General features: G+C 62.2%; 21 protein-coding genes. 5 read left to right on the plus strand and 16 right to left on the minus strand.

The genetic code is table 11. From position 1 onward, the window contains the following. Positions 1 to 16: 16 nt before the first annotated feature. From HNO86_RS16275 to ccoG, 3 genes are read right to left on the minus strand one after another with little or no spacing between them, the layout of a single operon-like run. Positions 17 to 2,467 (minus strand): heavy metal translocating P-type ATPase, encoded by a 2,451-nt coding sequence (locus HNO86_RS16275; RefSeq protein ID WP_175377964.1) that lies wholly within the window; start codon positions 2,465 to 2,467, stop codon positions 17 to 19. Between the two features lie 55 nt (positions 2,468 to 2,522). After that, positions 2,523 to 3,062, minus strand: a complete 540-nt coding sequence (locus HNO86_RS16280) for a FixH family protein (protein WP_175377965.1) — start codon at positions 3,060 to 3,062, stop codon at positions 2,523 to 2,525. Positions 3,063 to 3,073: 11 nt separating this feature from the next. Next, a complete protein-coding gene (gene ccoG, locus HNO86_RS16285) occupies positions 3,074 to 4,489 on the minus strand; it encodes a cytochrome c oxidase accessory protein CcoG (RefSeq protein ID WP_175377966.1) in 1,416 nt (471 codons plus the stop codon). A gap of 418 nt (positions 4,490 to 4,907) precedes the next feature. On the opposite strand from ccoG, the gene HNO86_RS30620 reads away from it, so the two are divergent. Further along, entirely contained in the window at positions 4,908 to 5,216 is a 309-nt protein-coding gene (locus HNO86_RS30620) for a hypothetical protein (RefSeq protein WP_175377967.1), read from the plus strand. A 203-nt stretch (positions 5,217 to 5,419) separates the two neighbouring features. On the opposite strand, the gene ccoP (HNO86_RS16295) is transcribed toward HNO86_RS30620, so the two are convergent. The 8 genes from ccoP (HNO86_RS16295) to ccoN (HNO86_RS16330) all read right to left on the minus strand — a co-directional run bounded on the left by ccoP (HNO86_RS16295) (position 5,420) and on the right by ccoN (HNO86_RS16330) (position 12,317). Next, a complete protein-coding gene (ccoP, locus tag HNO86_RS16295; RefSeq protein WP_175377968.1) occupies positions 5,420 to 6,403 on the minus strand; it encodes a cytochrome-c oxidase, cbb3-type subunit III in 984 nt (327 codons plus the stop codon). Further along, positions 6,400 to 6,585 carry a CcoQ/FixQ family Cbb3-type cytochrome c oxidase assembly chaperone gene (locus tag HNO86_RS16300; protein ID WP_032831505.1) on the minus strand — a complete coding sequence of 62 codons (186 nt, stop codon included), beginning with the start codon at positions 6,583 to 6,585 and terminating at the stop codon, positions 6,400 to 6,402. The genes ccoP (HNO86_RS16295) and HNO86_RS16300 overlap by 4 nt, the downstream gene beginning before the upstream one ends. 5 nt (positions 6,586 to 6,590) lie before the next feature. Next, a complete protein-coding gene (ccoO, locus tag HNO86_RS16305; protein WP_095197330.1) occupies positions 6,591 to 7,199 on the minus strand; it encodes a cytochrome-c oxidase, cbb3-type subunit II in 609 nt (202 codons plus the stop codon). Further along, positions 7,199 to 8,641, minus strand: coding sequence for a cytochrome-c oxidase, cbb3-type subunit I (gene ccoN / locus HNO86_RS16310; protein ID WP_110967184.1), 1,443 nt, complete (start codon positions 8,639 to 8,641; stop codon positions 7,199 to 7,201). Before ccoN (HNO86_RS16310) ends, ccoO (HNO86_RS16305) begins: the two co-directional genes overlap by 1 nt. A gap of 481 nt (positions 8,642 to 9,122) precedes the next feature. Next, entirely contained in the window at positions 9,123 to 10,076 is a 954-nt protein-coding gene (gene ccoP, locus HNO86_RS16315; protein ID WP_175377969.1) for a cytochrome-c oxidase, cbb3-type subunit III, read from the minus strand. Continuing rightward, the gene (locus HNO86_RS16320) at positions 10,073 to 10,270 is read right to left on the minus strand and encodes a cbb3-type cytochrome c oxidase subunit 3 (protein WP_175377970.1); all 198 of its coding nucleotides are present in this window, start codon (positions 10,268 to 10,270) and stop codon (positions 10,073 to 10,075) included. The genes ccoP (HNO86_RS16315) and HNO86_RS16320 overlap by 4 nt, the downstream gene beginning before the upstream one ends. A gap of 3 nt (positions 10,271 to 10,273) precedes the next feature. Further along, positions 10,274 to 10,882, minus strand: coding sequence for a cytochrome-c oxidase, cbb3-type subunit II (gene ccoO / locus HNO86_RS16325; protein WP_175377971.1), 609 nt, complete (start codon positions 10,880 to 10,882; stop codon positions 10,274 to 10,276). A 10-nt stretch (positions 10,883 to 10,892) separates the two neighbouring features. Further along, on the minus strand, positions 10,893 to 12,317 hold the full coding sequence (gene ccoN, locus HNO86_RS16330; RefSeq protein ID WP_175377972.1) for a cytochrome-c oxidase, cbb3-type subunit I: 1,425 nt from the start codon (positions 12,315 to 12,317) through the stop codon (positions 10,893 to 10,895). A gap of 84 nt (positions 12,318 to 12,401) precedes the next feature. On the opposite strand from ccoN (HNO86_RS16330), the gene HNO86_RS16335 reads away from it, so the two are divergent. After that, entirely contained in the window at positions 12,402 to 13,079 is a 678-nt protein-coding gene (locus HNO86_RS16335) for an alpha/beta family hydrolase (RefSeq protein WP_256672656.1), read from the plus strand. Positions 13,080 to 13,282: 203 nt separating this feature from the next. Here HNO86_RS16335 and HNO86_RS16340 read toward each other — a convergent pair whose 3' ends face one another. The 3 genes from HNO86_RS16340 to acnA form a co-directional block, all read right to left on the minus strand. Beyond that, a complete protein-coding gene (locus HNO86_RS16340; RefSeq protein WP_175377973.1) occupies positions 13,283 to 14,848 on the minus strand; it encodes a PAS domain-containing methyl-accepting chemotaxis protein in 1,566 nt (521 codons plus the stop codon). 105 nt (positions 14,849 to 14,953) lie between these two features. Then, a complete protein-coding gene (locus tag HNO86_RS16345; RefSeq protein WP_175377974.1) occupies positions 14,954 to 15,745 on the minus strand; it encodes a CPBP family intramembrane glutamic endopeptidase in 792 nt (263 codons plus the stop codon). Between the two features lie 127 nt (positions 15,746 to 15,872). Beyond that, positions 15,873 to 18,614: an aconitate hydratase AcnA gene (acnA, locus tag HNO86_RS16350; RefSeq protein WP_175377975.1), complete on the minus strand. Its 2,742-nt coding sequence runs from the start codon at positions 18,612 to 18,614 to the stop codon at positions 15,873 to 15,875. Positions 18,615 to 18,941: 327 nt separating this feature from the next. Here acnA and rlmM point away from each other — a divergent pair, with 327 nt between their 5' ends. After that, on the plus strand, positions 18,942 to 20,015 hold the full coding sequence (rlmM, locus tag HNO86_RS16355; protein WP_175377976.1) for a 23S rRNA (cytidine(2498)-2'-O)-methyltransferase RlmM: 1,074 nt from the start codon (positions 18,942 to 18,944) through the stop codon (positions 20,013 to 20,015). Positions 20,016 to 20,208: 193 nt separating this feature from the next. After that, positions 20,209 to 20,460 (plus strand): sulfurtransferase TusA, encoded by a 252-nt coding sequence (gene tusA / locus HNO86_RS16360; protein ID WP_175377977.1) that lies wholly within the window; start codon positions 20,209 to 20,211, stop codon positions 20,458 to 20,460. Positions 20,461 to 20,520: 60 nt separating this feature from the next. Here tusA and HNO86_RS16365 read toward each other — a convergent pair whose 3' ends face one another. Next, positions 20,521 to 21,921, minus strand: coding sequence for an MATE family efflux transporter (locus HNO86_RS16365; RefSeq protein WP_175377978.1), 1,401 nt, complete (start codon positions 21,919 to 21,921; stop codon positions 20,521 to 20,523). Positions 21,922 to 22,182: 261 nt separating this feature from the next. Between HNO86_RS16365 and pdxB the strand changes: the two genes are divergently transcribed. Beyond that, positions 22,183 to 23,325: a 4-phosphoerythronate dehydrogenase PdxB gene (pdxB, locus tag HNO86_RS16370; protein ID WP_175377979.1), complete on the plus strand. Its 1,143-nt coding sequence runs from the start codon at positions 22,183 to 22,185 to the stop codon at positions 23,323 to 23,325. A gap of 112 nt (positions 23,326 to 23,437) precedes the next feature. Here pdxB and HNO86_RS16375 read toward each other — a convergent pair whose 3' ends face one another. Next, positions 23,438 to 23,617 (minus strand): PA1571 family protein, encoded by a 180-nt coding sequence (locus HNO86_RS16375; protein WP_175377980.1) that lies wholly within the window; start codon positions 23,615 to 23,617, stop codon positions 23,438 to 23,440. Between the last annotated feature and the right edge of the window lie 139 nt (positions 23,618 to 23,756).

Raw genomic sequence — 23,756 nt, forward strand, 5'->3', positions numbered from 1 at the left:
TCCATGCCCGCGCGGCTCAGGCCGGCAGCGGGCGGGTTTCTGGCGTGGTGGCTGCGGCCTGCGTACCCGGCAGGCGAGTCAGGCGCAGGGCATTGAGCACCACGGTCAACGAACTGATGGACATGCCGACCGCTGCCCACACGGGCGTGATCCAGCCGAGGGCGGCGAACGGCAACATGAGGCCATTGTACAACCCGGCCCATAGCAGGTTCTCGATGATCACCCGACGGGTGCGTCGGGCCAGGCTGAAGGCCTCCACCAGGGCATCGAGGCGATTGGACAGCAGCACCGCGTCGGCACTGGTTTTCGCAAGATCGGTGGCCGAGCCCATGGCCACGCTGATATCGGCAGCGGCCAGTACCGGTACATCGTTGACCCCGTCGCCAAGCATCAGCACCTTGCGGCCTTGCTGATGCAGTTGCTGCAGAACCTGCAATTTGTCGTCCGGGCGCAAGCCGCCCCGGGCTTCGTCGATGCCCAGTTGCGCCGCGACACTGGCGACCATTGGCGAACTGTCGCCGGACAGCAGCACCGTGCGCCAGCCGCGGGCCTTGCAGGCGGCCAGCAGGGCCGGGGCATCGCTGCGCAAACGGTCGTCGAGGACAAACCAGGCCAACGGTCCCTGCTGATCGCCGAGCAGCAGCCATTGCCCGGCTTCATCCGGCATCGAGGGTGCGGCGGCGCCGCTGAGTGCGCAGACAAAACCGGGCTGGCCAATCCGCAGACGCTGCTCGCCAACCCGTCCTTCAAGGCCCAGGCCGGGGGAGCTGTGCACCTCTTCGGCGGCCAGTGGCGCGCGACCGAAGGCCCGGGCGATGGGGTGTTCGGAGCGGTTTTCCAGCGCGGCGGCCAGGCTCAGGCATTGATCGCTGTCGAGGGCGCCGAGGGGGCGGATCGAGCGCAGTGCCAGTCGTCCTTCGGTCAGGGTGCCGGTCTTGTCGAAAATCACCGTATCGATCTGGTTGATGCCTTCCAGCACATGGCCGCGAGTCAGCAGCAAACCGAGTTTATGCAGGGTGCCGGTGGCGGCGGTAAGGGCGGTCGGCGTTGCCAGGGACAAAGCGCAGGGGCAGGTGGCGACCAGCATGGCCAGGACAATCCAGAACGCCCGCGCCGAATCCAGCTGCCACCACAACAGGCCGATGCAGGCCGAGGCGATCAGGGTCAGCAGCAGGAACCACTGCGAGGCGCGGTCGGCGATTTCCGCCAGCCGTGGTTTCTCGGCCTGGGCGCGATCCAGCAGACGGACGATGGCCGAGAGTCGGGTATCCTGGCCGAGCGCCTGGACTTGCACGGTCAGCGCGCCTTCGACGTTCAGGGTGCCGGCGGTGACGGCATCGCCGGGGGTGCGAGGTTGCGGCAGGTATTCGCCGGTCAGCAGGGATTCGTCGATGCTCGACTGGCCGTCGATGATCCTGCCGTCAGCCGGAAGCACGGCGCCGGGATGGACCAGCACCTGATCGCCGACCTTCAGTTCGCTCAGCAGAATGCGTTCGCTCTGGCCATCCGGGTTCAGGCGCAGGCAGGAGGCCGGCAGCAGATTGACCAGCTGCGCGGTGGCGGCGGCGGTGCGCTCCCGCGCGCGACGCTCGAGGTATCGCCCGGCCAGCAGGAACAGGGCAAACATGCCCACCGCGTCGAAATACAGTTCGCCGACGCCGGTGATCGAAGTCCAGATCCCGGCGATGTAGGCGCTGCCAATGGCTAGCGAGACCGAAACGTCCATGGTCAGGTGACGGGTGCGCAGGTCGCGCATGGCGCCCTTGAAGAACGGTGCGCAGCTGTAGAAGACGATCGGCGTGGTGAGGAACAGCGCGACCCAGCGCAGGATCGTATGCATTTCGGGGCTGAGGTCGATGTTGAATTCCGGCCAGGTGGCCATGGTCGCCATCATCGCCTGGAACCACAGCAGGCCGGCGACTCCGAGTTGACGCAAGGCCAGGCGGTTCTCGCTGGCCAGTTGCTCGCTGGCGCGGTCGGCCTGGTAAGGGTGGGCGGCGTAGCCGATGTGGCGCAGCTCGCTGAGGACCTGGCTGAGGGGCAGTTGCGCGTCCGCCCAGCGCACGTGCAGGCGATGGTTCGACAGGTTCAGTCGCGCCTCGGCCACCGCCGGCAGCGCGCGCAGGTGTTTCTCGATCAGCCAGCCACAGGCGGCGCAACTGATGCCTTCCATCAGCAGCGTGGTTTCCGCCAGCTCGCCTTCGTGGCGGACAAAGGGTTGCTGCACTTCGGCGCGGTCATACAGCGCCAGCTCATCGACCAGTTGCACCGGCAATGCTTCGGGGTTGGCCGAGGCTTCGCTGCGATGCTGGTAATAGCTTTCCAGCCCGCCGGCCACAATCGCTTCGGCCACTGCCTGACAGCCAGGGCAACAGAATTCGCGGGTTTGCCCAAGGACCGCCGCAGTGAAACGGCTGCCGGCGGGGACGGGCAGGGCGCAGTGGTAGCAGGGGAGTGGGGTGGTCATCAAATCGAATCTATCATCCAGAACAATCCCCCTACACAGGGACGGGAGTTTGCATTTATTTTTTCTGGTCTTCCGCCCCCTGCAACGGCTCGTCGCCCAGCAGCAGGTCCTTTTCATGATCGACCGCTTCTTCCTCGAACAGGCGCCAGGTGTGGTCGTCCTGGGTGCCGAGCAGTTCGACGAAGCGCCGGCCTTCGACCTTGTCGCTCAACTGGCCGAGGTAGCGGCCCTGTTCGGTTTCACTGCGGGTCAGGATGATCTTGCGATCCTTCTCCGGCTGGGTCGGGGAGATCAGGTTCAGCTCCAGGGTTTGCGGCTGGCTGTTGCCGCTCAGGCGCAGGTCGACTTCTCCGGTCACGTCATCCAGGCGGACGCTGGCGCGCATCAACAGGGTCTGCGCCAGCAGTTCGCGGTCCAGGGAGCGGTTGATGCCTTTGCCGGCCTCGTAGTAGTTGTCGTTGACCAGGTTGTCCGGGTGATTGACCGCGATGGTCACCATCGACAGGGTCAGCGTCACCGAGCAGGCCAGAATCCCGATGATGATCCATGGCCAAAGGTGCTTGTACCACGGGCTTGCGGCGTTTGCTGCGGGCATGTTCACTTCTCTCAACGATTTTGTGGGCCGATGAATCGGCTCTTGGCTTCAACGTGAATGCTGGCGTCATCGGTGTCCTTGAGGATGAATTTCACCTCGTTGGTGCTCGATGGCAGGTGTTCCGGGGCCACGGACAGTTCGGCCGGCTGGCTGACGATATCGCCGGCCGCCACCTTGATCTCGCGCCGGCCTTGCAACCTGAGGTCGGGCAAGCCGGTAGCTTCTAGCACATAGGTGTGGTCGCGCTGATCCTTGTTCATGATCTTCAGGCTGTAGACGTTCTCGATCCGGCCCTCGGCGTTCTCACGGTACAGCACGCGGTCCTTGCTGACGTCGAAGCCCACCAGCGAGCGCATGAAGAACGCGGTGATCAGCAAGCTGATCATGGCCAGCAGCACCACGGCATAGCCGATGAGGCGCGGACGCAGCTTGTGGGTTTTCTGCCCGGACAGGTTGTGTTCGGTGGTGTAGCTGATCAGGCCGCGCGGGTACTCCATTTTGTCCATGATCGCGTCGCAGGCATCGATGCAGGCCGCGCAGCCGATGCACTCGATTTGCAGACCGTCGCGGATGTCGATGCCGGTCGGGCAGACCTGGACGCACATGGTGCAGTCGATGCAATCGCCCAGGCCCTGGGCCTTGTAATCGATCCCTTTCTTGCGCGGACCACGGCCTTCACCGCGACGCGGGTCGTAGGAAACGATCAGGGTGTCCTTGTCGAACATCACGCTCTGGAAGCGTGCGTACGGGCACATGTAGATGCACACCTGCTCACGCAGCCAGCCGGCGTTGCCGTAGGTGGCGAGGGTGAAGAAACCGACCCAGAAATACGACCAGCCATCAGCCTCGCCGGTGAAGAAATCGATAACCAGTTCACGGATCGGCGAGAAGTAGCCGACGAAGGTCATGCCGGTCACGAAACCGATCAGCAGCCACATCGCGTGCTTGCTGAATTTGCGCAGGAATTTGTTGGCGCTCATCGGCGCCTTGTCGAGCTTGATGCGCTGGTTGCGGTCGCCTTCGGTGACCTTTTCGCACCACATGAAGATCCACGTCCAGACGCTCTGCGGACAGGTGTAACCGCACCAGACCCGGCCGGCGTACACGGTGATGAAGAACAGGCCGAACGCGGCGATGATCAGCATGCCCGAGAGCAGGATGAAATCCTGGGGCCAGAAGGTCGCGCCGAAAATGAAGAATTTACGCTCCGGCAGGTTCCACCAGACAGCCTGGTGCCCGCCCCAGTTCAGCCACACCGTACCGAAGTACAGCAGGAACAACACGGCACCGCCTGCCATCCGCAGGTTGCGGAACAGGCCGGTGAAGGCGCGGGTGTAGATCTTTTCCCGGGAGGCGTAGAGGTCGACGCTGTTATTCGCGTTTTTGGCAGGCGGAGTAACGTCGTGTACCGGAATCTGGTTGCTCATCGGTTGCATCCCACGGCAGTGGAAAAATGCCTCGGTCAGTACGTGCCAACCGCGGTCAAAAAGGGGTGTCGCAGTGGCGCAATGATACGCCTGTCGCTCTGGCTCAAGGGTGCGACCTTTGGTCACGTTGGTGGAAATCCAATGACCGTGTAATGACCTGTATCAATTGACTTGTGAATTATGGCCGGTTTTGCGCGAGGGAGGGGGCAATCGGCCAACGAGTTGCCGGGCTCGAATACAGCTTCGGTGGTCAGTGATTACATCAAGGCAGGCTCATGGGCGATGATTAATCACGATGCGCTCGATTTCGAAATCTATGTCTGCTGCTCACCATTCGTCCAATGCAAGGCACTCACGCCGCTGTGTTGTTTCTCACGTTTAAGAGCGGATATCCCGCGCATGCGAACGGAGAAGCAGTATGGACATTGACGAGAATGCACCTGGAAACATGTCGCAGCAGGAAGTCACGCGCACGACCGACAACGAAACCGGGCATGACCCGAGGCGAGGGGAGTCCGAGGTTCCGCTGGCGCCGGATGATGAGGCGCCGCTCGATGAAGACATGACGGATGTGGCTGTCTCCAACAGGGTGTCCAGCGAACATCCGCAGGCGGGAACCCATAGTGGTGTTGGTGAAGTGCAGGATGATCCGCAGGCGATTGAGCGGGAAGAGACCGGGCAGACGTCCCCTGACTTGCCTGCGAGCGATCCCGAATCCGGCGCGTGACCCTGCCCCTGTAGGAGCGAGCTTGCTCGCGATGGAGGCCCAGACACCGCGGGGTATCAGGTGTCCCGCGTTATCGTTGACGACCATCGCGAGCAAGCTCGCTCCTACAGAAGGGGGCGGGCATAAAAAAATCCGAAGCCAGGAGACTGGCATCGGATTTTTCGTGAAGCGCTGCCTGGGTTCAATCGCCCGAGGCGCCTGCCTTACTGGGCATCTTGCGCCGGAGCTTTCTCGCCATGGGACAGGCTGTAGACGTAAGCGGCCAGCAGGTGAACCTTGTCGTTGCCCTGCATTTGCTCTTGCGCAGGCATCTGGCCCTGACGGCCGTAACGGATGGTCTGCTGCAGTTGAGCGAAACTCGAACCGTAGATGAACGCTGCCGGGTGAGTCAGGTTTGGCGCGCCCATGGCCGGGGTGCCTTTGCCTTCCGGACCGTGGCAAGCCACGCAGTTGGCGGCGAACAGCTTCTGGCCGTTGGCCGGGTCGGCCTTGGTGCCTTCCGGCAGTTTGCGACCATCGAGGTTGGTCACGACGAACGCGGCAACGTCCGCCACGCCTTGCTCGCCGATCACGTCAGCCCACGCCGGCATGACCGCGTGGCGACCGCCCATGATGGTGGTCTTGATGGTTTCCGGCTCGCCGCCCCAGCGCCAGTCGGCGTCGGTCAGGTTAGGGAAGCCATAAGCGCCCTTGGCGTCGGAACCGTGGCAGACCGAGCAGTTGGAGGCGAACAGGCGGCCACCCATCTTCAGGGCTTGCGGGTCCTTGGCGACTTCTTCGATCGGCATGGCGGCGAACTTGGCGAAGATCGGACCGAACTTGGCGTCCGAACGAGCCATTTCCTTTTCCCACTCGTGAACGCCGGTCCAGCCGGTCTGGCCGTTGGCGAACGCGGTCTGCTTCTCGTTATCCAGGTAGTTGTAACCTGGCAGCAGGCCTTTCCAGTTGCCCAGGCCCGGGTACAGCACCAGGTAGCCCAGGGCGAAAACGATGGTGCCCACGAACAGCATGAACCACCATTTCGGTAGCGGGTTGTCGTACTCCTCGATCCCGTCGAAAGAGTGCCCAACCGTCTCTTCGGTGGCCTCGCTGCGCTGGCCCTTGCGGGTCGACAACAGCAGCCAGGTCAGGGAAAAGATCGTACCGAGACTGAGGACTGTGACGTACAGACTCCAGAATGTAGTCATTCTTTGTTACTCCTAGAAGCTTGCTCGACGTGCTTGATGGCTTCGGGATCATCCGCGAAAGGCAGCAAGGTCGCGTCTTCAAACTCCGACTTGCGCTTGGGGCTGAACACCCACAGGGCCAGACCTACGAAGGCCACCATCACGACGACGGTGCCCAGGCCACGAATCATCCCGATATCCATTTAGATCACCGTTTGCTTTTGATGATGGTGCCCAGGCCTTGCAGATAGGCCACCAGCGCGTCCATTTCGGTTTTGCCCTTCACGGCATCCTTGGCACCGGCGATGTCTTCGTCGGTGTAAGGAACGCCGAGCGCGCGCAAGACTTCCATTTTCTTGGCGGTGTCTTTGCCGTCGAGCTTGTTTTCCACGAGGAACGGGTAGGCCGGCATCTTCGACTCGGGCACGACGTTGCGCGGGTTGTACAGGTGCGCACGCTGCCAGTCATCGGAGTAACGACCGCCGACACGGGCCAGGTCCGGACCGGTACGCTTGGAACCCCACAGGAACGGGTGATCCCAGACGCTTTCACCGGCGACCGAATAGTGGCCGTAGCGTTCGGTTTCGGCACGGAACGGACGGATCATCTGCGAGTGGCAGCTGACACAACCGTTGGCGATGTAGATGTCGCGGCCTTCCAGTTCAAGGGCGGAGCGAGGCTTCATGCCTTCGACCGGCTTGTTGGTCACGTCCTGGAAAAACAGCGGAACGATCTGGGTCAGGCCGCCGACGCTGACGGCGATGACCATGAAGAAGGCCAGCAGGCCAATGTTCTTCTCGACTGCTTCATGCTTCATCAGTGAGCTCCAACTACAGCGATCTGTTCGGCGGCTTCAGCTTCTGCCGGGTTCGAGGCACGGACGGTGCGCCATACGTTGTAGGCCATGAGCAGCATGCCGGTGGCGAAGAATGCGCCGCCCAGTGCGCGGACGATGAAGCCCGGGTGGCTGGCCTGCAGTGCTTCGACGAACGAGTAGGTGAGGGTGCCGTCATCGTTGATTGCACGCCACATCAGGCCCTGGGTGATGCCGTTTACCCACATCGAAGCGATGTACAGAACGGTACCGATGGTCGCGAGCCAGAAGTGGGCGTTGATCAGGCCGACGCTGTGCATCTGCGCACGACCGAACAGTTTCGGAATCATGTGGTAGACCGCGCCGATGGAGATCATCGCCACCCAGCCCAAGGCACCGGCGTGTACGTGGCCGATGGTCCAGTCGGTGTAGTGCGACAGCGAGTTCACGGTCTTGATCGCCATCATCGGACCTTCGAAGGTCGACATGCCGTAGAAGGCCAGGGAAACCACCAGGAAGCGCAGGATCGGGTCGGTGCGCAGCTTATGCCAGGCGCCCGACAGGGTCATCATGCCGTTGATCATGCCGCCCCAGCTCGGCGCCAGCAGGATGATCGACATCGCCATGCCCAGCGATTGTGCCCAATCCGGCAGAGCGGTGTAGTGCAGGTGGTGAGGACCGGCCCAGATGTAGAGGGTGATCAGTGCCCAGAAATGCACGATCGACAGGCGATAGGAGTAGATCGGACGCTCGGCCTGTTTCGGCACGAAGTAGTACATCATCCCCAGAAAGCCCGTGGTCAGGAAGAAGCCCACGGCGTTGTGGCCGTACCACCACTGGATCATCGCATCCGTCGCGCCCGAGTAGGCGGAGTAGGACTTGAACAGGCTGACCGGCAGCGACATGTGGTTGACGATGTGCAGCATCGCGGTCACGACGATGAACGCGCCGTAGAACCAGTTGCCGACATAGATGTGCTTGGTCTTGCGCTTGGTGATGGTGCCGAAGAACACCAGACCGTAGGTGACCCAGACGATGGCCAGCAGAATAGCCAGGGGCCATTCCAGCTCAGCGTATTCCTTGGTGGTGGTGTAACCCAGCGGCAAGGTAACGATGGCGCCGACGATCACCGCTTGCCAACCCCAGAAGGTGAAGGCCGCGAGGCTGTCGGAAATCAGTCGCGTTTGGCAGGTTCGCTGCACGACGTAATAGGAAGTGGCAAACAGTGCACAACCACCGAAGGCGAAAATCACCAGGTTTGTGTGCAACGGGCGCAGGCGTCCAAAGCTCGTCCAGGGCAGACCGAAGTTCAATTCCGGCCAGACCAGTTGAGAGGCGATGAAGACACCGAGCCCCATGCCAAGGATCCCCCAGACCACCGTCATGATGGCGAACTGGCGGACTACCTTATAGTTATAAGCAGTCGGACTGATTGCTGTGCTCATTCTAAGGTTCCACGGTTTGGGTGTTTTATTAGGATTAAAAATCGGCGCAAGTATGTAGAAAGCAGGGGGTCATTGCAACGCGCCATGACCTGGGTCAATGCTTTCAAAAGCTGATTCTGCGGCCTTTCCATGCGCCGCGTAAGGACAAATTTGCCCACGGGCAAACTGCCACTCAAGACTGGAAAGGCGAGGGGGTCAGGTCGGATGTTACGAGGTGTGTTCAATTGCAACCATCTGGTGACCGAAGGCAATTGTCGCGACAGCCGGTATCTACCAGCCTTTGCGGCCTGTCATCGGGCAGATTCGTCGAACACATCGTTCAGGGTCGACCTGGAACCGGCATCGGCCAGTCCGCTTCGGTCAAAGCGTAGACCCGAATCCGGGGAACCGAAAGGCGGTCTATTGAAGGGTGCGACAATGAGTCGCAAAGAAGGAGGGAACTGCCGCATTCGGGAGAATGCGGCAGTAGAGCGGTCAGCGATTACTGTTTTTTGCCTTCGGCCTGCAGGCGCTCGGTATTCAATCCGTGGGACAGGCTGTACACATACGCGGCCAGCAATTGCACTTTGTCGTTGCCGAGCAGTTCGCTCTGGGCCGGCATGTGGCCCTGGCGACCATGGCGGATGGTCTGCTGCAGCTGTGCCAGGCTCGAACCGTAAATAAAACCGGCTGGATGCGTCAGGTTCGGCGCGCCCATGGCTTCGGTGCCCTGGCCGGTGGCGCCGTGGCAGGCGGTGCAGGTGGTGCTGAACACCTGTTGGCCGGCTTGCAGGTCGGCGGTGTCGTCGGCCGGCAGCGGCAGGCCCGCCAGTTCGTGGCGCACGTAAGCGGCGACGTTTTTCACGCCAGCCTCGCCTAGGATTTCACCCCAGGCCGGCATCGCCGCCATGCGACCGCCCATGATGGTGGTCCTGATGGTCTGCGCGTCGCCGCCCCAGCGCCAGTCGTTGTCGGTCAGGTTGGGGAAGCCGAAAGCACCCTTGGCGTCCGAGCCGTGGCACACCGAGCAGTTGGAGGCGAACAGGCGTGCGCCCATCTTCAGTGCCTGCGGATCCTGCGCGACATCTTCCAATGGCATCGCGGCGAATTTGGCGAAGATCGGTCCGAACTTGGCGTCGGCCTTGTCCATCTCCTTTTCCCACTCGTGCGCGCCGGTCCAGCCGTTCTCGTAGCCGGGCAGGATGCCTTTCCAGTTGCCCAGGCCCGGATAGAGGATCAGGTAGCCGACGGCAAACACCAGGGTGCCGGCGAACAGCATGAACCACCACTGCGGCAGCGGGTTGTCGTATTCCTCGATGCCGTCGAAGCTGTGGCCCATGGTCTGGTCGACGCTGCCCTTGGTCTCGCCCCGGCGGGTGCCGATCAGCAGCCAGGTCAGGCCGATCAGGCTGCCGATGGTCAGTACGCAGATCCACGTACTCCAGAAGGTGGTCATGGCCGGGTACTCCTTGTTGCGGATGCTTGGGTCGTGTCGGGTTGCGGTTCGTCGGCGAACGGCAGCAGGCGCGCTTCGGCGAACTCCGGACTGCGCTTGGCGTTGAACACCCACAGGGTCAGGCCGACGAAGGCCACGAACACCACCACGGTGCCCAGGCCACGGATCATTCCAGTGCTCATTTCAATGACCATGAATCACCTCTTGCTCTTGATGGCAGTGCCGAGCACTTGCAGATAGGCGACCAGTGCGTCCATTTCGGTCTTGCCCTTGAGCGACTCGGTTGCGCCCGCAATGTCCTCGTTGGTGTAAGGCACGCCCAGGGTGCGCATGGCGCGCAGCTTGGTTTCGGTGTGGCTGCTGTCCAGCGCGTTGGCTACCAGCCATGGGTAGGCCGGCATCTTCGATTCCGGCACCACGTTGCGCGGGTTGTACAAATGCGCGCGGTGCCAGTCATCCGAGTAGCGCGCGCCGACCCGGGCCAGATCGGGACCGGTACGTTTCGAGCCCCACAGGAACGGGTGATCCCAGACGCTTTCACCGGCGACCGAGTAGTGGCCGTAGCGTTCGGTTTCGGCGCGGAACGGGCGGATCATCTGCGAGTGGCAGCCCACGCAGCCTTCGCGGATATAGATGTCGCGGCCTTCCAGTTGCAGCGCGGTGTAGGGCTTCATGCCGTCCACCGGCTTGTTGGTCACGTCCTGGAAGAACAGCGGGACGATCTGGGTCAGGCCGCCGATGCTCACGGCGAACACCATCAGCAGCATCAGCAGGCCGACGTTCTTTTCAATCGTTTCGTGTTTCATCGCGAGCTCCTCAAGCCATCTGCGCGGCAGCGGCGACTTCGGCAGGCTGCGAGGCCCGCACGGTGCGCCAGGTGTTGTAAGCCATCAGCAACATGCCGCTGAGGAACACCGCTCCGCCGATCAGTCGCACGATGAAGCCCGGGTGGCTGGCCACCAGGGTTTCGACGAAGGAGTAGGTCAGCGTGCCGTCCTCGTTCACCGCACGCCACATCAGGCCCTGGGCGATGCCGTTGACCCACATCGAGGCGATGTACAGCACGGTGCCGATGGTGGCGAGCCAGAAGTGCGCGTTGATCAGGCCGATGCTGTGCATCTGAGGGCGACCGAAGACTTTCGGGATCATGTGGTACAGCGCGCCGATGGAAATCATCGCCACCCAACCCAGGGCGCCGGCGTGTACGTGGCCGATGGTCCAGTCGGTGTAGTGGGAGAGGGCGTTCACGGTCTTGATCGCCATCATCGGGCCTTCGAAGGTCGACATGCCGTAGAACGCGAGCGACACCACGAGGAAGCGCAGGACCGGGTCGCTGCGCAACTTATGCCAGGCACCGGAGAGGGTCATCATGCCGTTGATCATGCCGCCCCAGCTTGGCGCCAGCAGGATCAGTGACATCACCATGCCCAGCGACTGCGCCCAGTCCGGCAGCGCGGTGTAGTGCAGGTGGTGGGGGCCGGCCCAGATGTACAGGGTGATCAACGCCCAGAAGTGCACGATCGACAGGCGATAGGAATACACCGGACGCTCGGCCTGCTTGGGCACGAAGTAATACATCATCCCCAGAAAGCCCGCAGTGAGGAAAAAACCCACGGCGTTGTGGCCGTACCACCACTGCACCATGGCATCTGTAGCGCCGGCGTAGATCGAGTAGGACTTGGTGAAGCTCACCGGCAACTCAAGGTTGTTGACGATGTGCAGGATGGCGACGGTGATGATGAACCCGCCGAAAAACCAGTTGCCGACATAGATGTGCTTGGTCTTGCGCTGCATCACCGTGCCGAAGAACACGATCGCGTAGGCGACCCAGACGATGGTGATCAGGATGTCGATCGGCCATTCCAGCTCGGCGTATTCCTTGGAACTGGTGTAGCCCAGCGGCAGGCTGATGGCCGCCAGCAGGATCACCAGTTGCCAGCCCCAGAAGCAGAACGCGGCAATTTTCGGCGCGAACAGTTGTGTCTGGCAGGTGCGCTGCACCGAGTAGAACGAGCTGGCGAACAGCGCGCAGCCGCCGAAGGCGAAGATAACCGCGTTGGTATGCAGCGGGCGCAAGCGACCGAAGCTGGTCCACGGCAAGTTGAAGTTGAGTTCGGGCCAGACCAACTGGGCAGCGAGAAAAACCCCGAGCCCCATGCCGACGATGCCCCACACCACCGTCATAATGGCGAATTGGCGGACCACCTTATAGTTGTAGGCGGTACTGATAGAAGTGTTCATGGTTCCCCATCCACGGTTCAGCCCAAGCGCGCCAGCGGCGCATCCTTCGGCTGGAGTTATAGGCAGACTAAATGCGAGGCAAGCATGGACAAACGGCACAAGGCCGGTATTGACGGGGATCAATGGGCGCAGTGCGTGCGCGATCACGGATGGCTGTGGAATGCCGCCGCGACAACGGCTTCGGCCACATTGATCCTTGCCCATGGTGCCGGCGCGCCCATGGACAGCGACTGGATGAACGACATGGCCACACGCCTCGCGGCGCTTGGGGTCAACGTGCTGCGCTTCGAGTTTCCCTACATGGCGCAGCGGCGTGTCGATGGCGGCAAACGTCCGCCGAATCCGGCGCCGAAACTGCTCGAATGCTGGCGCGAGGTGTATCCCCAGGTGCGACGCCATGTCACCGGGACGCTGGCCATCGGCGGCAAATCCATGGGCGGGCGGATGGCCAGTCTGCTGGCCGATGAGCTGGGTGTGGATGCGCTGGTGTGCCTGGGGTATCCGTTCTATGCCGTGGGCAAGCCGGAGAAGCCGAGGGTCGAGCATCTGGCCGGGTTGAAGACGCGCACGTTGATCGTGCAGGGTGAGCGCGATGCCTTGGGCAATCGCGAGGCGGTGGCGGGGTATGAACTGTCACCGGCGATCGAGGTGTTTTGGCTGGTAGCGGGGGATCATGATTTGAAGCCGTTGAAGGCTTCGGGGTTCAGTCATGAGCAGCATTTGGCTGCGGCGGCGGAGCGGGTGGCTGCGTTTCTGCGGTGAGGTTTGCGTTGTCAGGGCGGGCCTCTTCGCGGGCAAGCCCGCTCCCACGATGTTTTGTGTCGATCACAGAATCACCTGCATCCCGATCCACTGTGGGAGCGGGCTTGCCCGCGAAGAGGCCGGTGCTGGCAACACATCTTTGAGCCCAATAATAAAAAACCCGGAAGCTTTCGCTGTCCGGGTTTTGTTCGAGCCACCAACAATCAGCGGTTAAACCGCTCCACCAACGAATACTGGGTATTCGCCGTCTTGGTCAGTTCCTCGCTCAACAACGCCGAGTTCTGCGCCTGTTCCGAAGTCTGGTCGGCCAGTTCGGAAATGTTGCTGATGTTGCGGCTGATTTCCTCGGCCACGGCGCTTTGCTCTTCGGTCGCCGCGGCGATCTGGGTGGTCATGTCGGTGATGTTGGCCACCGCTTCGCTGATCCCCACCAGCGCCTGATCCGCTTCCAGTACCCGCGCCACACCTTCCTCGGCCTGGCGATGCCCGGCCTCCATGGTTTGCACTGCGGTGCCGGCGGTCTGTTGCAGCTTGGCGATCAGGGCATGGATCTGCCCGGTGGATTCGCTGGTGCGCTGCGCCAGCTGGCGCACTTCATCGGCGACCACCGCGAAACCACGACCCATCTCACCGGCACGGGCCGCTTCGATGGCCGCGTTCAGCGCCAGCAGGTTGGTCTGGTCGGCAATGCCCTTGATCACATCGACTACGCCGCCGATCTCATCGCTGTCCCGAGCCAGCTGAGTCACGGTCTGGCCGGTTTCCCCGACCACCACCGACAGACGCTCGATGGCTTCGCGGGTTTCCCCGGCGATATCGCGGCCACGGCCGGTCAGGCGATTGGCTTCCTGGGTCGCGTCGGCGGTGCGCTGCACGTGGCTGGCGACTTCCTGAGTGGTCGCGGCCATCTGATTCACAGCGGTCGCCACCTGCTCGGTTTCCACGCGCTGGCGTTCCAGCCCCGAGGAGCTGTTGTGCGCCAGAGCATCGGACTGTTTCGCTTGCTCGGTCAGGTGCTCGGCTGTGTCCTGCAGACGGGTCAGGCAGGTTTTCAGACGGGCTTCCTGGCTGAGGATCGACATCTCCAGACGCGCCTGGGCGCCACGGCTGTCGGTGTACATCTGCGCGATCAGCGGATCGGAAGTGGTCTGCTCGGCCAGGCGCAACAGGCGCTTGATGCCACGCTGCTGCCAGCTCAGGCCCATCAGACCCAGCGGCACCGAAAGACCGGCAGCCAGGGCAAAGCCCCACTGGGAATTGAGCGAGGCACCGATCATGAAGCTCAGCTGGCTGACCAGAATGAACGGCAGCCAGTCCTGCAGCACCGGCAACCATTTATCGGTGGAGGGAACGGCCGGCTTGCCCTGGTTGATGCGTTGGTAAAGCGCTTCGGCGCGGCTGATCTGTTCGGCGGTGGGCTTGACCCGCACCGACTCGTAACCGACCACCTGATTGCCTTCAAAGACCGGCGTCACATAGGCGTTGACCCAGTAGTGATCACCGCTCTTGCAGCGATTCTTGACAATGCCCATCCATGGCAAGCCTTGCTTGAGGGTCGCCCACATGTGTGCGAACACCGCGGCCGGAACGTCAGGGTGACGCACCAGGTTGTGCGGTGCGCGGATCAGCTCCTCGCGCGAGAACCCGCTGATCTCGACGAAGTCGTCGTTGCAGTAGGTGATCACGCCCTTGGCATCGGTGGTGGAAATCAACCGTTGCTGAGCCGGGAAGGTCCGTTCGCGTTGTGTAATTGGCTGGTTGTTACGCATGGCTTTTTTAGTCCGCAAGGCTTTCACGGGATGTATCGGCCACGGTTGCGATTTGTTGAGAGTTTTTTCCGAAATTAAGTGATGCGTCGCAAAATGACCCTTGCGTCAGCCGGCGAGCATCGGATAGGTGAACAGCCCGAAGTGCAGCAGGTTCAAGCCGAAGTGGGTGGCAATGGCCGCCGCCAGCCCGCCGAAACGGTAGGCCAGGCCATAGCCAATACCGGCCAGGCTGGCCAGCAGCACCCATTGCCAGCCGGCCCCCGCGTGTGCCAGGCCGAACAGAATCGACGCCAGCAGCAGGGCCAGATTCGCTCCGTGGGGCAGACGTTCGAAGCATCGAGTCAGGCCGCCCTGGAGGTATCCGCGAAACAGTGCCTCTTCGACCAGGGTCACCAGCAGCAGGTTATTGAGCAGCCACAACCAGGCGTGTTCGGGCCATTTCGGCGCCCAGCCGATGACCCCCAGCAACAGGGCACCGCCCAAGGCCAGCACCGCGCTGAGCGCCATCGACAGAACGGTGGCATACGCGATCATTGGCAGCGAGCGTCGGCGCATGATCCATGGGCAGGCCAGCAACAGCCAGAAGCCGATCAGGGGCTTGTCCAGGTTCAGGTACATGGAAAACGGCACGGCATCATTGGTGAAGCGTTGCGGGTCGATGACCCGGCCGTTGTAGAAACCGGGCAGCCAGTGGATCGCCAGGGCCAAAGCCAGGACGACGAACAGGCCGTGGCCGAGGTAGCGAACCAGGGCGAGTCTCTGTTGGCGGACGGCGAAGCCGGCGATCAGCAGCAACACGACGGAGAGGGCGGCGAATCCGCCAAGATGGCCGTAGGCGAGAGCCATGCCGTAACCGAGGGAGAGGAGGGCCAGGCAGGTCCATGGCAGAGCGAGCATGTGAAATCCTTGAATGGTGTGAAATCTACAGCGTGCTGCAGCCCGCTCCCACATCAGCTTTGTGTCAGTCATGAAATTGCGTCCAGAAAAACACCGCCCGAAGGCGGTGTTTTTGTCAGCGGCAACGCTACGAAGCGATCAGCTGTCGCAACACATAATGCAGGATCCCGCCGGACTTGAAGTATTCCACTTCATTGAGCGTATCGATCCGGCACAGCACATCGACCTTTTCCTGAATGCCGTTTTCACGGGTGATCACCAGGGTCAGGTTCATTCGCGGCGTCAGCTCGACGCCTGTCAGGCCGAGGATATCCACCGTCTCGGTGCCGCGAAGGTTCAGGCTCTTGCGGTTCTGATCCAGCTTGAACTGCAATGGCAGCACGCCCATGCCCACCAGGTTGGAGCGGTGAATCCGCTCGAAGCTTTCGGCGATGACCGCCTTGACCCCCAGCAGATTGGTGCCCTTGGCCGCCCAGTCGCGGCTCGATCCGGTGCCGTATTCCTGGCCGGCGATAACCACCAGCGGCGTGCCTGCCGCCTGATAGCGCATGGCCGCGTCGTAGATCGCCAGCTTTTCCCCGGTCGGGATGTACAGGGTGTTGCCGCCTTCCTCGCCGCCGAGCATTTCATTGCGAATGCGGATGTTGGCGAAGGTGCCGCGCATCATCACTTCATGGTTGCCGCGTCGCGAGCCGTAGGAGTTGAAGTCCCGCGGTTCCACGCCTTTCTCCCGCAGGTAGCGTCCCGCCGGGCTGTCGGCCTTGATATTGCCGGCCGGCGAGATGTGGTCGGTGGTCACCGAGTCGCCCAGCAATGCCAGCACCCGCGCCGCCTTCACATCCTTGACCACCGGCGGCGGGCCGCCGATGCCGTCGAAGAACGGCGGATGCTGGATGTAGGTCGAGTCGTCCTGCCAGACATAGGTGGCCGCTTTCGGCACTTCGATGGCCTGCCACTGGGCGTCACCGGCGAACACCTCGGCGTATTCCTTGTGAAACATCGAAGTGTTGACCCGTTCCACGGCGTCGGCGATTTCCTGGCTGCTCGGCCAGATGTCGCGCAGATAAACCAGTTGGCCGTTCCTGTCTTCGCCCAAGGGCTCGCGGCTGAGGTCGATACGCACGGTGCCGGCCAGGGCGTAGGCGACCACCAGCGGCGGCGAGGCCAGCCAGTTGGTTTTCACCAGCGGGTGGACCCGGCCTTCGAAGTTGCGGTTGCCCGACAGTACCGAGGCCACGGTCAGGTCGGCTTGCTGGATGGCTTTCTCGATCGGTTCCGGCAAGGGCCCGGAGTTGCCGATGCAGGTGGTGCAGCCATAACCGACCAGGTCGAAACCCAGCTCGTCCAGGTATTGCGTCAGACCGGCCGCCTTATAGTAGTCGGTGACCACTTTGGAGCCGGGCGCCAGCGAGCTTTTCACCCAGGGCTTGCGCCGCAGGCCTTTTTCCACAGCCTTTTTCGCCACCAGACCGGCCGCCATCATCACGCTCGGGTTGGAGGTGTTGGTGCAGGAGGTGATCGCGGCAATCACCACCGCGCCGTTTTTCAGACGGTGGGTCTGGCCTTCGAATTCATAGTCTGCTTCCCCGGCCATGTCCGCGTTGCCCACCGCCACGCCGCCACCGCCCTCGCTTTCCAGGCGACCTTCCTCTTTGCTGGTGGGTTTGAGGGCTACGCCGAGGAAATCGCTGAACGCCTGCGCGACATTCGGCAGCGACACGCGGTCCTGTGGACGTTTGGGGCCGGCGAGGCTGGCTTCGACGCTGGCCATGTCCAGTGCCAGGCTGTCGGTGAACACCGGTTCCTTGCCCGGCAGGCGCCACAGGCCCTGGGCCTTGCTGTAGGCCTCGACCAGTTTCACGGTTTCCAGCGCACGACCGGACAGGCGCAGGTATTCCAAGGTGACCTCATCCACCGGAAAGAAGCCGCAGGTGGCGCCGTATTCCGGGGCCATGTTGGCGATGGTCGCACGGTCTGCCAGCGGCAGGTCGGCGAGGCCATCGCCATAGAACTCGACGAATTTGCCGACCACGCCTTTCTTGCGCAGCATCTGGGTTACGGTCAGCACCAGGTCGGTGGCGGTGATGCCTTCCTTGAGCTTGCCGGTGAGCTTGAAGCCGATCACTTCCGGAATCAGCATCGACACCGGCTGGCCCAGCATCGCCGCTTCCGCCTCGATACCACCGACGCCCCAGCCAAGCACGCCGAGGCCATTGATCATGGTGGTGTGCGAGTCGGTGCCCACCAGGGTGTCCGGGAAGGCATAGGTGCGTCCGTCCTCGTCCTTGGTCCAGACGGTCTTGCCCAGGTATTCCAGGTTCACCTGATGGCAGATCCCGGTGCCCGGCGGCACCACGCTGAAATTATCGAAAGCGCTCTGGCCCCAGCGCAGGAACGCATAACGCTCGCCATTGCGCTGCATTTCGATGTCGACGTTCTGTTCGAAGGCGCTGCTGCTGGCGAACTTGTCGACCATGACCGAGTGGTCGATCACCAGATCCACCGGCGACAGCGGGTTGATTCGCTGCGGATCGCCGCCGGCCTGGGCCATCGCCGCGCGCATGGCGGCAAGGTCGACCACGGCGGGTACACCGGTGAAGTCCTGCATCAGGACCCGCGCCGGGCGGTACTGGATCTCGCGGTCGGAGCGGCGCTCCTTGAGCCAGGCGGCAATCGCCTTGAGGTCGGCGCCGGTGACGGTTTTTGCGTCTTCCCAGCGCAACAGGTTTTCCAGCAGCACTTTCAACGACATCGGCAACTGCTCCAGATCGCCCAGGCTTTTGGCGGCATCCGGCAGGCTGAAATAGTGGTAGGTCTTGTCGTCGACTTGCAGGGTTTTGAGGGTGTTCAGGCTATCGAGGGACGGCATTGCGATCACTCCTTTGCATCCGCACGGCTACGGACTGAGGGAACGGGCAGAGCATTAAACCTAGCCCTGTTTGGTGCGTAAGGCGAACCACCGGATGATCTGTGTGGCATCTCGGTGGGTACGATACTCAGAGTCCACGACAATGCTGATCGTTCGATTCGATGGCAGCCATCGTCCGATGGTGTGGCGCCACTAAACCAATGGATATCAGGCAAGTCCCGGGCTGCGAACTCGGCTATCATGCGCCGGTTTTCGTGACAGGCTTTGCTCCAGCGCAAGTCTGGGCATCGCGCAGTGGCCGAATGTGCCATCTGCCCAGGAGTAAGAATGAATACCCTCTTTATGCACTGCCGGCCGGGCTTCGAAGGTGAAGTCTGCTCGGAGATTTCCGACATCGCCGCCCGGCTGAACGTGGCCGGTTACGCCAAGGCCAAGCCGGCCAGCGCCTGCGCCGAATTCGTCTGCAGCGAAGCGGACGGCGCCCAGCGCCTGATGCACGGCCAGCGTTTCGACCAGTTGATCTTCCCGCGTCAATGGGCTCGAGGCATGTTCGTCGAACTGCCGGAAACCGACCGTATCAGCGTGATCCTCGCCCATCTGGCGGACTTTCCGACCTGCGGCAGCCTCTGGTTGGAAGTGCTCGACACCAACGATGGCAAGGAGCTGTCGACCTTCTGCAAGAAGTTCGAGGGCCCGCTGCGCAAGGCGCTGGTCGGTGCCGGCAAGCTGGTGGACGACGCCAGTAAGCCGCGCCTGCTGCTGACGTTCAAGAGCGGCCGTGAAGTGTTCGTCGGCCTGGCGGAATCCGACAATCAGGCGATGTGGCCGATGGGCATTCCGCGCCTGAAGTTCCCCCGGGAGGCGCCCAGCCGTTCGACGCTGAAGCTGGAAGAAGCCTGGCATCACTTCATCCCGCGGGATCAGTGGGACGAACGCCTGCACAGCGACATGACTGGCGTCGACCTCGGTGCCGCGCCTGGCGGCTGGACCTGGCAACTGGTCAACCGCGGCATGCTGGTGACCGCCATCGACAACGGCCCGATGGCTGAGAGCCTGATGGAAACCGGCCTGGTCCAGCACCTGATGGCCGACGGCTTCACCTTCAAGCCCAAGCAACCGGTGGACTGGATGGTCTGCGACATCGTGGAGAAGCCGGCGCGCAACGCAGCGATGCTGGAGGAGTGGATCGGCGAGGGGCATTGCCGCGAAGCGGTGGTCAACCTCAAGTTGCCGATGAAACAGCGGTATGCCGAGGTGAAACGCCTGCTGGAACGCATCGCCGACGGCTTCAAGGCGCGGGGCATCAAGGTCGAGGTGGGCTGCAAGCAGCTGTACCACGATCGTGAAGAGGTCACCTGCCATTTGCGTCGAATGGACGTGAAAAAGCCGAAGTCCCGCTAAACCCGGGAATGTACGCGCCTCCCTTGTAGGCGCTGCCGCAGGCTGCGATCTTTTGATCTTGATTTTGTTTCATCAAAGCAAAGTCAAAAGATCGCAGCCTGCGGCAGCTCCTACAGAGGATGGTCGTGTGTCAGGTTATTTGTTATGCCCCCCGACAATGCGCGACAATGCCGGCCAGTTTCAGGAGTGAATCATGAGTGAAATGCTTGATACGCCGGTTGACGGCACCCTCGACGCCACCGGCCTCAACTGTCCGGAACCGGTGATGATGCTGCACCAGCACATCCGTGACCTGGTGCCTGGCGGCCTGCTCAAGGTGATCGCCACCGACCCGTCGACCCGCCGCGATATCCCCAAGTTCTGCGTGTTTCTCGACCACGAACTGGTGGCGCAGCACGAAGACGCCGGTACCTATCTGTACTGGATTCGCAAGAAGTCCAATTGACGATAATCCATGTAGCAGCTGGCTTCGCCAGCTGCTACAGGTTGTGTACGGCTTGAGGGCTCAGCCCGCCGAATGGCCGCTGCGAATCCGCTTGCGCGCACTGCGTGTCAGGCGGATCGACAGCATCAGCGCCGCGCAGCTCAAGCCGGCGATCAAACCTTCCCACAGCCCGCTCGGGCCGCTGGCCGGGCCGAACAAGTCGGTCAACCCCAGCACATAACCCACCGGCAAACCAATGCCCCAGTAGGCGAACAGCGTCAGGATCATCGTCACCCGGGTGTCCTGGTAACCGCGCAATGCACCGGCACAGATCACCTGGATGGCATCGGAAAACTGATACAGCGCGGCATACACGATCAGCATCGAAGCGATCTGGATCACCGCCCTGTCAGGGGTGTAGATCGAAGCGATCGGCTCGCGCAGCAGCATGATCAGGCTGGCGGAGAACGCCGCGAACACCAGTGCCGCGCCCAGCCCGACCTTGGCCGCAAAACGCGCCTGATAGGGATTGCCGGCGCCCAACGCCTGACCGACCCGCACCGTCACCGCCATCCCCAGGGAATACGGGATCATGAACAGCAGCGAGCTGATGTTCAGGGCGATCTGGTGCCCGGCGACCACCGTCGGGCCGAGGCTGCCGATCAACAGAGCGATGACCGCGAAGATGCTGGACTCGGCGAACACGGCGATGCCGATCGGCAGGCCGATGCTCACCAAACGCTTGATCACGGCCCATTGCGGACGATCAAAACGCGCCAGTACCCGGGTGCGGGCATAGAAGGGCGCCCAGAAGGTCCAGCCGGCCATGCTCAGGGCCATGAACCACATCACGATGCCGCTGGCCCAACCGCAACCGACGCCGCCCAGGGCGGGCAAGCCGAAATGGCCATAGATCAGCGCATAGTTGAGCGGGATGTTCAGCAGCAGACCGCACAGGCCGATGACCATGCTCGGGCGGGTGCGACCCATGCCGTCGCTGTAGCAGCGCAGCACGTAATAGAAGGCAATGCCGGGAAAACCGAAGGCGATGCCGTGCAGGTAGCCCATGCTCGGCTCGATCAACTGCGGATCGACTTTCATCCAGTGCAGGATCGGTTCGGCGTTGAGCAGCAGACCGCTGCCGATCAACCCGACACAGAGCGCCAGCCACAGCGCCTGGCGCACCAGCGGAGCGATCTGCTCGAACTGCGCGGCGCCAAAGCGCTGGGCGACTTTCGGGGTAGTGGCCAGCAGCACGCCGGACATCAACAGGTAGACCGGAATCCAGATCGAGTTGCCCAGGGCCACCGAGGCCAGGTCCCGCGGGCTGACACGCCCTGCCATGACCGCGTCGACAAAGCCCATGGCCGTCGTGGCCAGCTGCGCGACCATGATCGGCACGGCCAGCCCGAGCAGGCCCTTGAGTTCGACGCGAACCGGGGTCGTACGAAGTTGAGCGGTGGTGTCAGTTACGGAATTCACAGGCAAAGCGTCCAGGGTTTTGATGCGCGAGGCGGCGCATTCTACGCCTTGACGCAATGGTCAGGAAAAGACTGTGTTGGGGATTTGTAAACCTGCAACTTCACCCGATTCCCTGTAGGAGCTGCCGAAGGCTGCGAACTTTTGATCTTGCTTTAAAAACAAAGTCAAAAGATCGCAGCCTTCGGCAGCTCCAGGGGATCAATGCGCTAGGCGTCGGGCGTGCTCTGCGCCTACACTGCCGATCCGCCAAAGGAGCCTGCCATGCTGATTGTTGCCGACGAAAATATCCCCCTGCTCGACGCCTTCTTCGAAGGTTTCGGCGAAATCCGCCGGGTGCCGGGGCGCTCCATCGACCGCGCCACCGTCGAACAGGCCGATGTGCTGCTGGTGCGCTCGGTGACCAACGTCAACCGCGCACTGCTCGAGGGCAGCAAGGTTCGCTTCGTCGGCACCTGCACCATCGGCACCGATCACCTGGATCTGGATTACTTCGCCCAGGCCGGCATCGCCTGGTCCAGCGCGCCGGGCTGCAATGCCCGGGGCGTGGTCGACTATGTGCTCGGCAGCCTGCTGACCCTGGCCGAAATCGAAGGCGTCGACCTGACTCAACGCACCTACGGCGTCATCGGGGCCGGGCAGGTCGGGGGGCGTCTGGTCAAGGTCCTGCAGGGCCTGGGCTGGAAAACCCTGGTCTGCGATCCGCCACGGCAAGCCGCCGAAGGGGGCGATTACGTCAGCCTGGAGCAGATCATCGAGCAATGCGACGTGATCAGTCTGCACACGCCGCTGACCAAAAAAGGCCCGCAGTCGACCTGGCATTTGTTCGACAAGAAGCAGCTGAATCGACTCAAACCCGGTACCTGGCTGATCAATGCCAGCCGCGGTCCGGTGGTCAACAACGCGGCGTTGCGTGATGTGCTGCTGGACCGGGAAGACCTGCAAGCAGTGCTGGATGTCTGGGAAGGCGAGCCGGAAGTCGACGCGGCGCTGGCCGATCTCTGTGTGCTGGCGACGCCGCATATTGCCGGCTACAGCCTCGACGGCAAGCAGCGGGGCACGGCGCAGATCTATCAGGCGTACTGCGATTTTCTCGGCCAGCCGGCTCAAGTCAGCCTGAGCGACTTGCTGCCTGCACCCTGGCTGTCACAAGTGGCCCTGGACGCCGAAACCGACCCGGCCTGGGCGCTGGCGATGCTGTGCCGTGGCGTCTACGACCCGCGCCGTGACGACGCGGATTTCCGCCGCAGCCTGGTCGGCAGCGTCAGCCAGCAGCGTGCAGCGTTCGATGCCTTGCGCAAGAACTACCCGTCGCGGCGGGAAATCGATGGGTTGAAGGTGCGGATCGAAGGCGAGAGCGCGGCATTGCGGCAGATCGTAGCGGCCCTCGGCGCAACCGCCATCTAACTGGCTGAACCCATTCACTCTGTAGGAGCTGTCGAGTGCACCAGGGCCGATCAAACTCCGGGCAATAAAAAACCCGGCCAACAAGGGCCGGGTTCAGAAGACGGTGGCTATATCACTTTTGTTCGGCAGGCTTGACCAATCGCTTGTCCAGATCGCGGCATGCTTTCTGGATCATGTCTTCAGTGATCGGTACTTCGCGCCCGTCCTTATCGATAATCGAGCAACCCAGAGACTGGTGTGGCTGCGTGCGGATCACTTGAATCTTGTCATCGCTGCTTTTTTGCAAGGACATGGCCTGTCTCCTCTTCAGGTTGTGTGCCTAATGTAAATCCGTCAGGTGACCGGGCTGTGACAACTCCCTGCGATCCATTCATGACGGCAACACCAGTCCACCAGAAATAACTCGACGTTGCTACCCGGACTTTAGATCG

The organism is Pseudomonas sp. C1C7 (assembly GCF_013359595.1).
Taxonomy (GTDB): domain Bacteria; phylum Pseudomonadota; class Gammaproteobacteria; order Pseudomonadales; family Pseudomonadaceae; genus Aquipseudomonas.

What these genes read in the sequence shown, in the direction of transcription:
- ccoG (WP_175377966.1), bottom strand. Translation starts at nt 4,489, where the DNA reads ATGAGCAACCAGATTCCGGTACACGACGTTACTCCGCCTGCCAAAAAC.
- ccoP (WP_175377968.1), bottom strand. Translation starts at nt 6,403, where the DNA reads ATGACTACATTCTGGAGTCTGTACGTCACAGTCCTCAGTCTCGGTACG.
- HNO86_RS16345 (WP_175377974.1), bottom strand. Translation starts at nt 15,745, where the DNA reads ATGCTCGCTCTGCCATGGACCTGCCTGGCCCTCCTCTCCCTCGGTTAC.
- HNO86_RS16375 (WP_175377980.1), bottom strand. Translation starts at nt 23,617, where the DNA reads ATGTCCTTGCAAAAAAGCAGCGATGACAAGATTCAAGTGATCCGCACG.
- rlmM (WP_175377976.1), top strand. Translation starts at nt 18,942, where the DNA reads ATGAATACCCTCTTTATGCACTGCCGGCCGGGCTTCGAAGGTGAAGTC.
- ccoO (WP_095197330.1), bottom strand. Translation starts at nt 7,199, where the DNA reads ATGAAGCATGAAGCAGTCGAGAAGAACATTGGCCTGCTGGCCTTCTTC.
- HNO86_RS30620 (WP_175377967.1), top strand. Translation starts at nt 4,908, where the DNA reads ATGGACATTGACGAGAATGCACCTGGAAACATGTCGCAGCAGGAAGTC.
- pdxB (WP_175377979.1), top strand. Translation starts at nt 22,183, where the DNA reads ATGCTGATTGTTGCCGACGAAAATATCCCCCTGCTCGACGCCTTCTTC.
- tusA (WP_175377977.1), top strand. Translation starts at nt 20,209, where the DNA reads ATGAGTGAAATGCTTGATACGCCGGTTGACGGCACCCTCGACGCCACC.
- HNO86_RS16300 (WP_032831505.1), bottom strand. Translation starts at nt 6,585, where the DNA reads ATGGATATCGGGATGATTCGTGGCCTGGGCACCGTCGTCGTGATGGTG.
- ccoN (WP_110967184.1), bottom strand. Translation starts at nt 8,641, where the DNA reads ATGAGCACAGCAATCAGTCCGACTGCTTATAACTATAAGGTAGTCCGC.
- acnA (WP_175377975.1), bottom strand. Translation starts at nt 18,614, where the DNA reads ATGCCGTCCCTCGATAGCCTGAACACCCTCAAAACCCTGCAAGTCGAC.
- HNO86_RS16335 (WP_256672656.1), top strand. Translation starts at nt 12,402, where the DNA reads ATGGACAAACGGCACAAGGCCGGTATTGACGGGGATCAATGGGCGCAG.
- HNO86_RS16275 (WP_175377964.1), bottom strand. Translation starts at nt 2,467, where the DNA reads ATGACCACCCCACTCCCCTGCTACCACTGCGCCCTGCCCGTCCCCGCC.
- HNO86_RS16320 (WP_175377970.1), bottom strand. Translation starts at nt 10,270, where the DNA reads ATGGTCATTGAAATGAGCACTGGAATGATCCGTGGCCTGGGCACCGTG.
- ccoP (WP_175377969.1), bottom strand. Translation starts at nt 10,076, where the DNA reads ATGACCACCTTCTGGAGTACGTGGATCTGCGTACTGACCATCGGCAGC.
- ccoN (WP_175377972.1), bottom strand. Translation starts at nt 12,317, where the DNA reads ATGAACACTTCTATCAGTACCGCCTACAACTATAAGGTGGTCCGCCAA.
- ccoO (WP_175377971.1), bottom strand. Translation starts at nt 10,882, where the DNA reads ATGAAACACGAAACGATTGAAAAGAACGTCGGCCTGCTGATGCTGCTG.
- HNO86_RS16280 (WP_175377965.1), bottom strand. Translation starts at nt 3,062, where the DNA reads ATGCCCGCAGCAAACGCCGCAAGCCCGTGGTACAAGCACCTTTGGCCA.
- HNO86_RS16340 (WP_175377973.1), bottom strand. Translation starts at nt 14,848, where the DNA reads ATGCGTAACAACCAGCCAATTACACAACGCGAACGGACCTTCCCGGCT.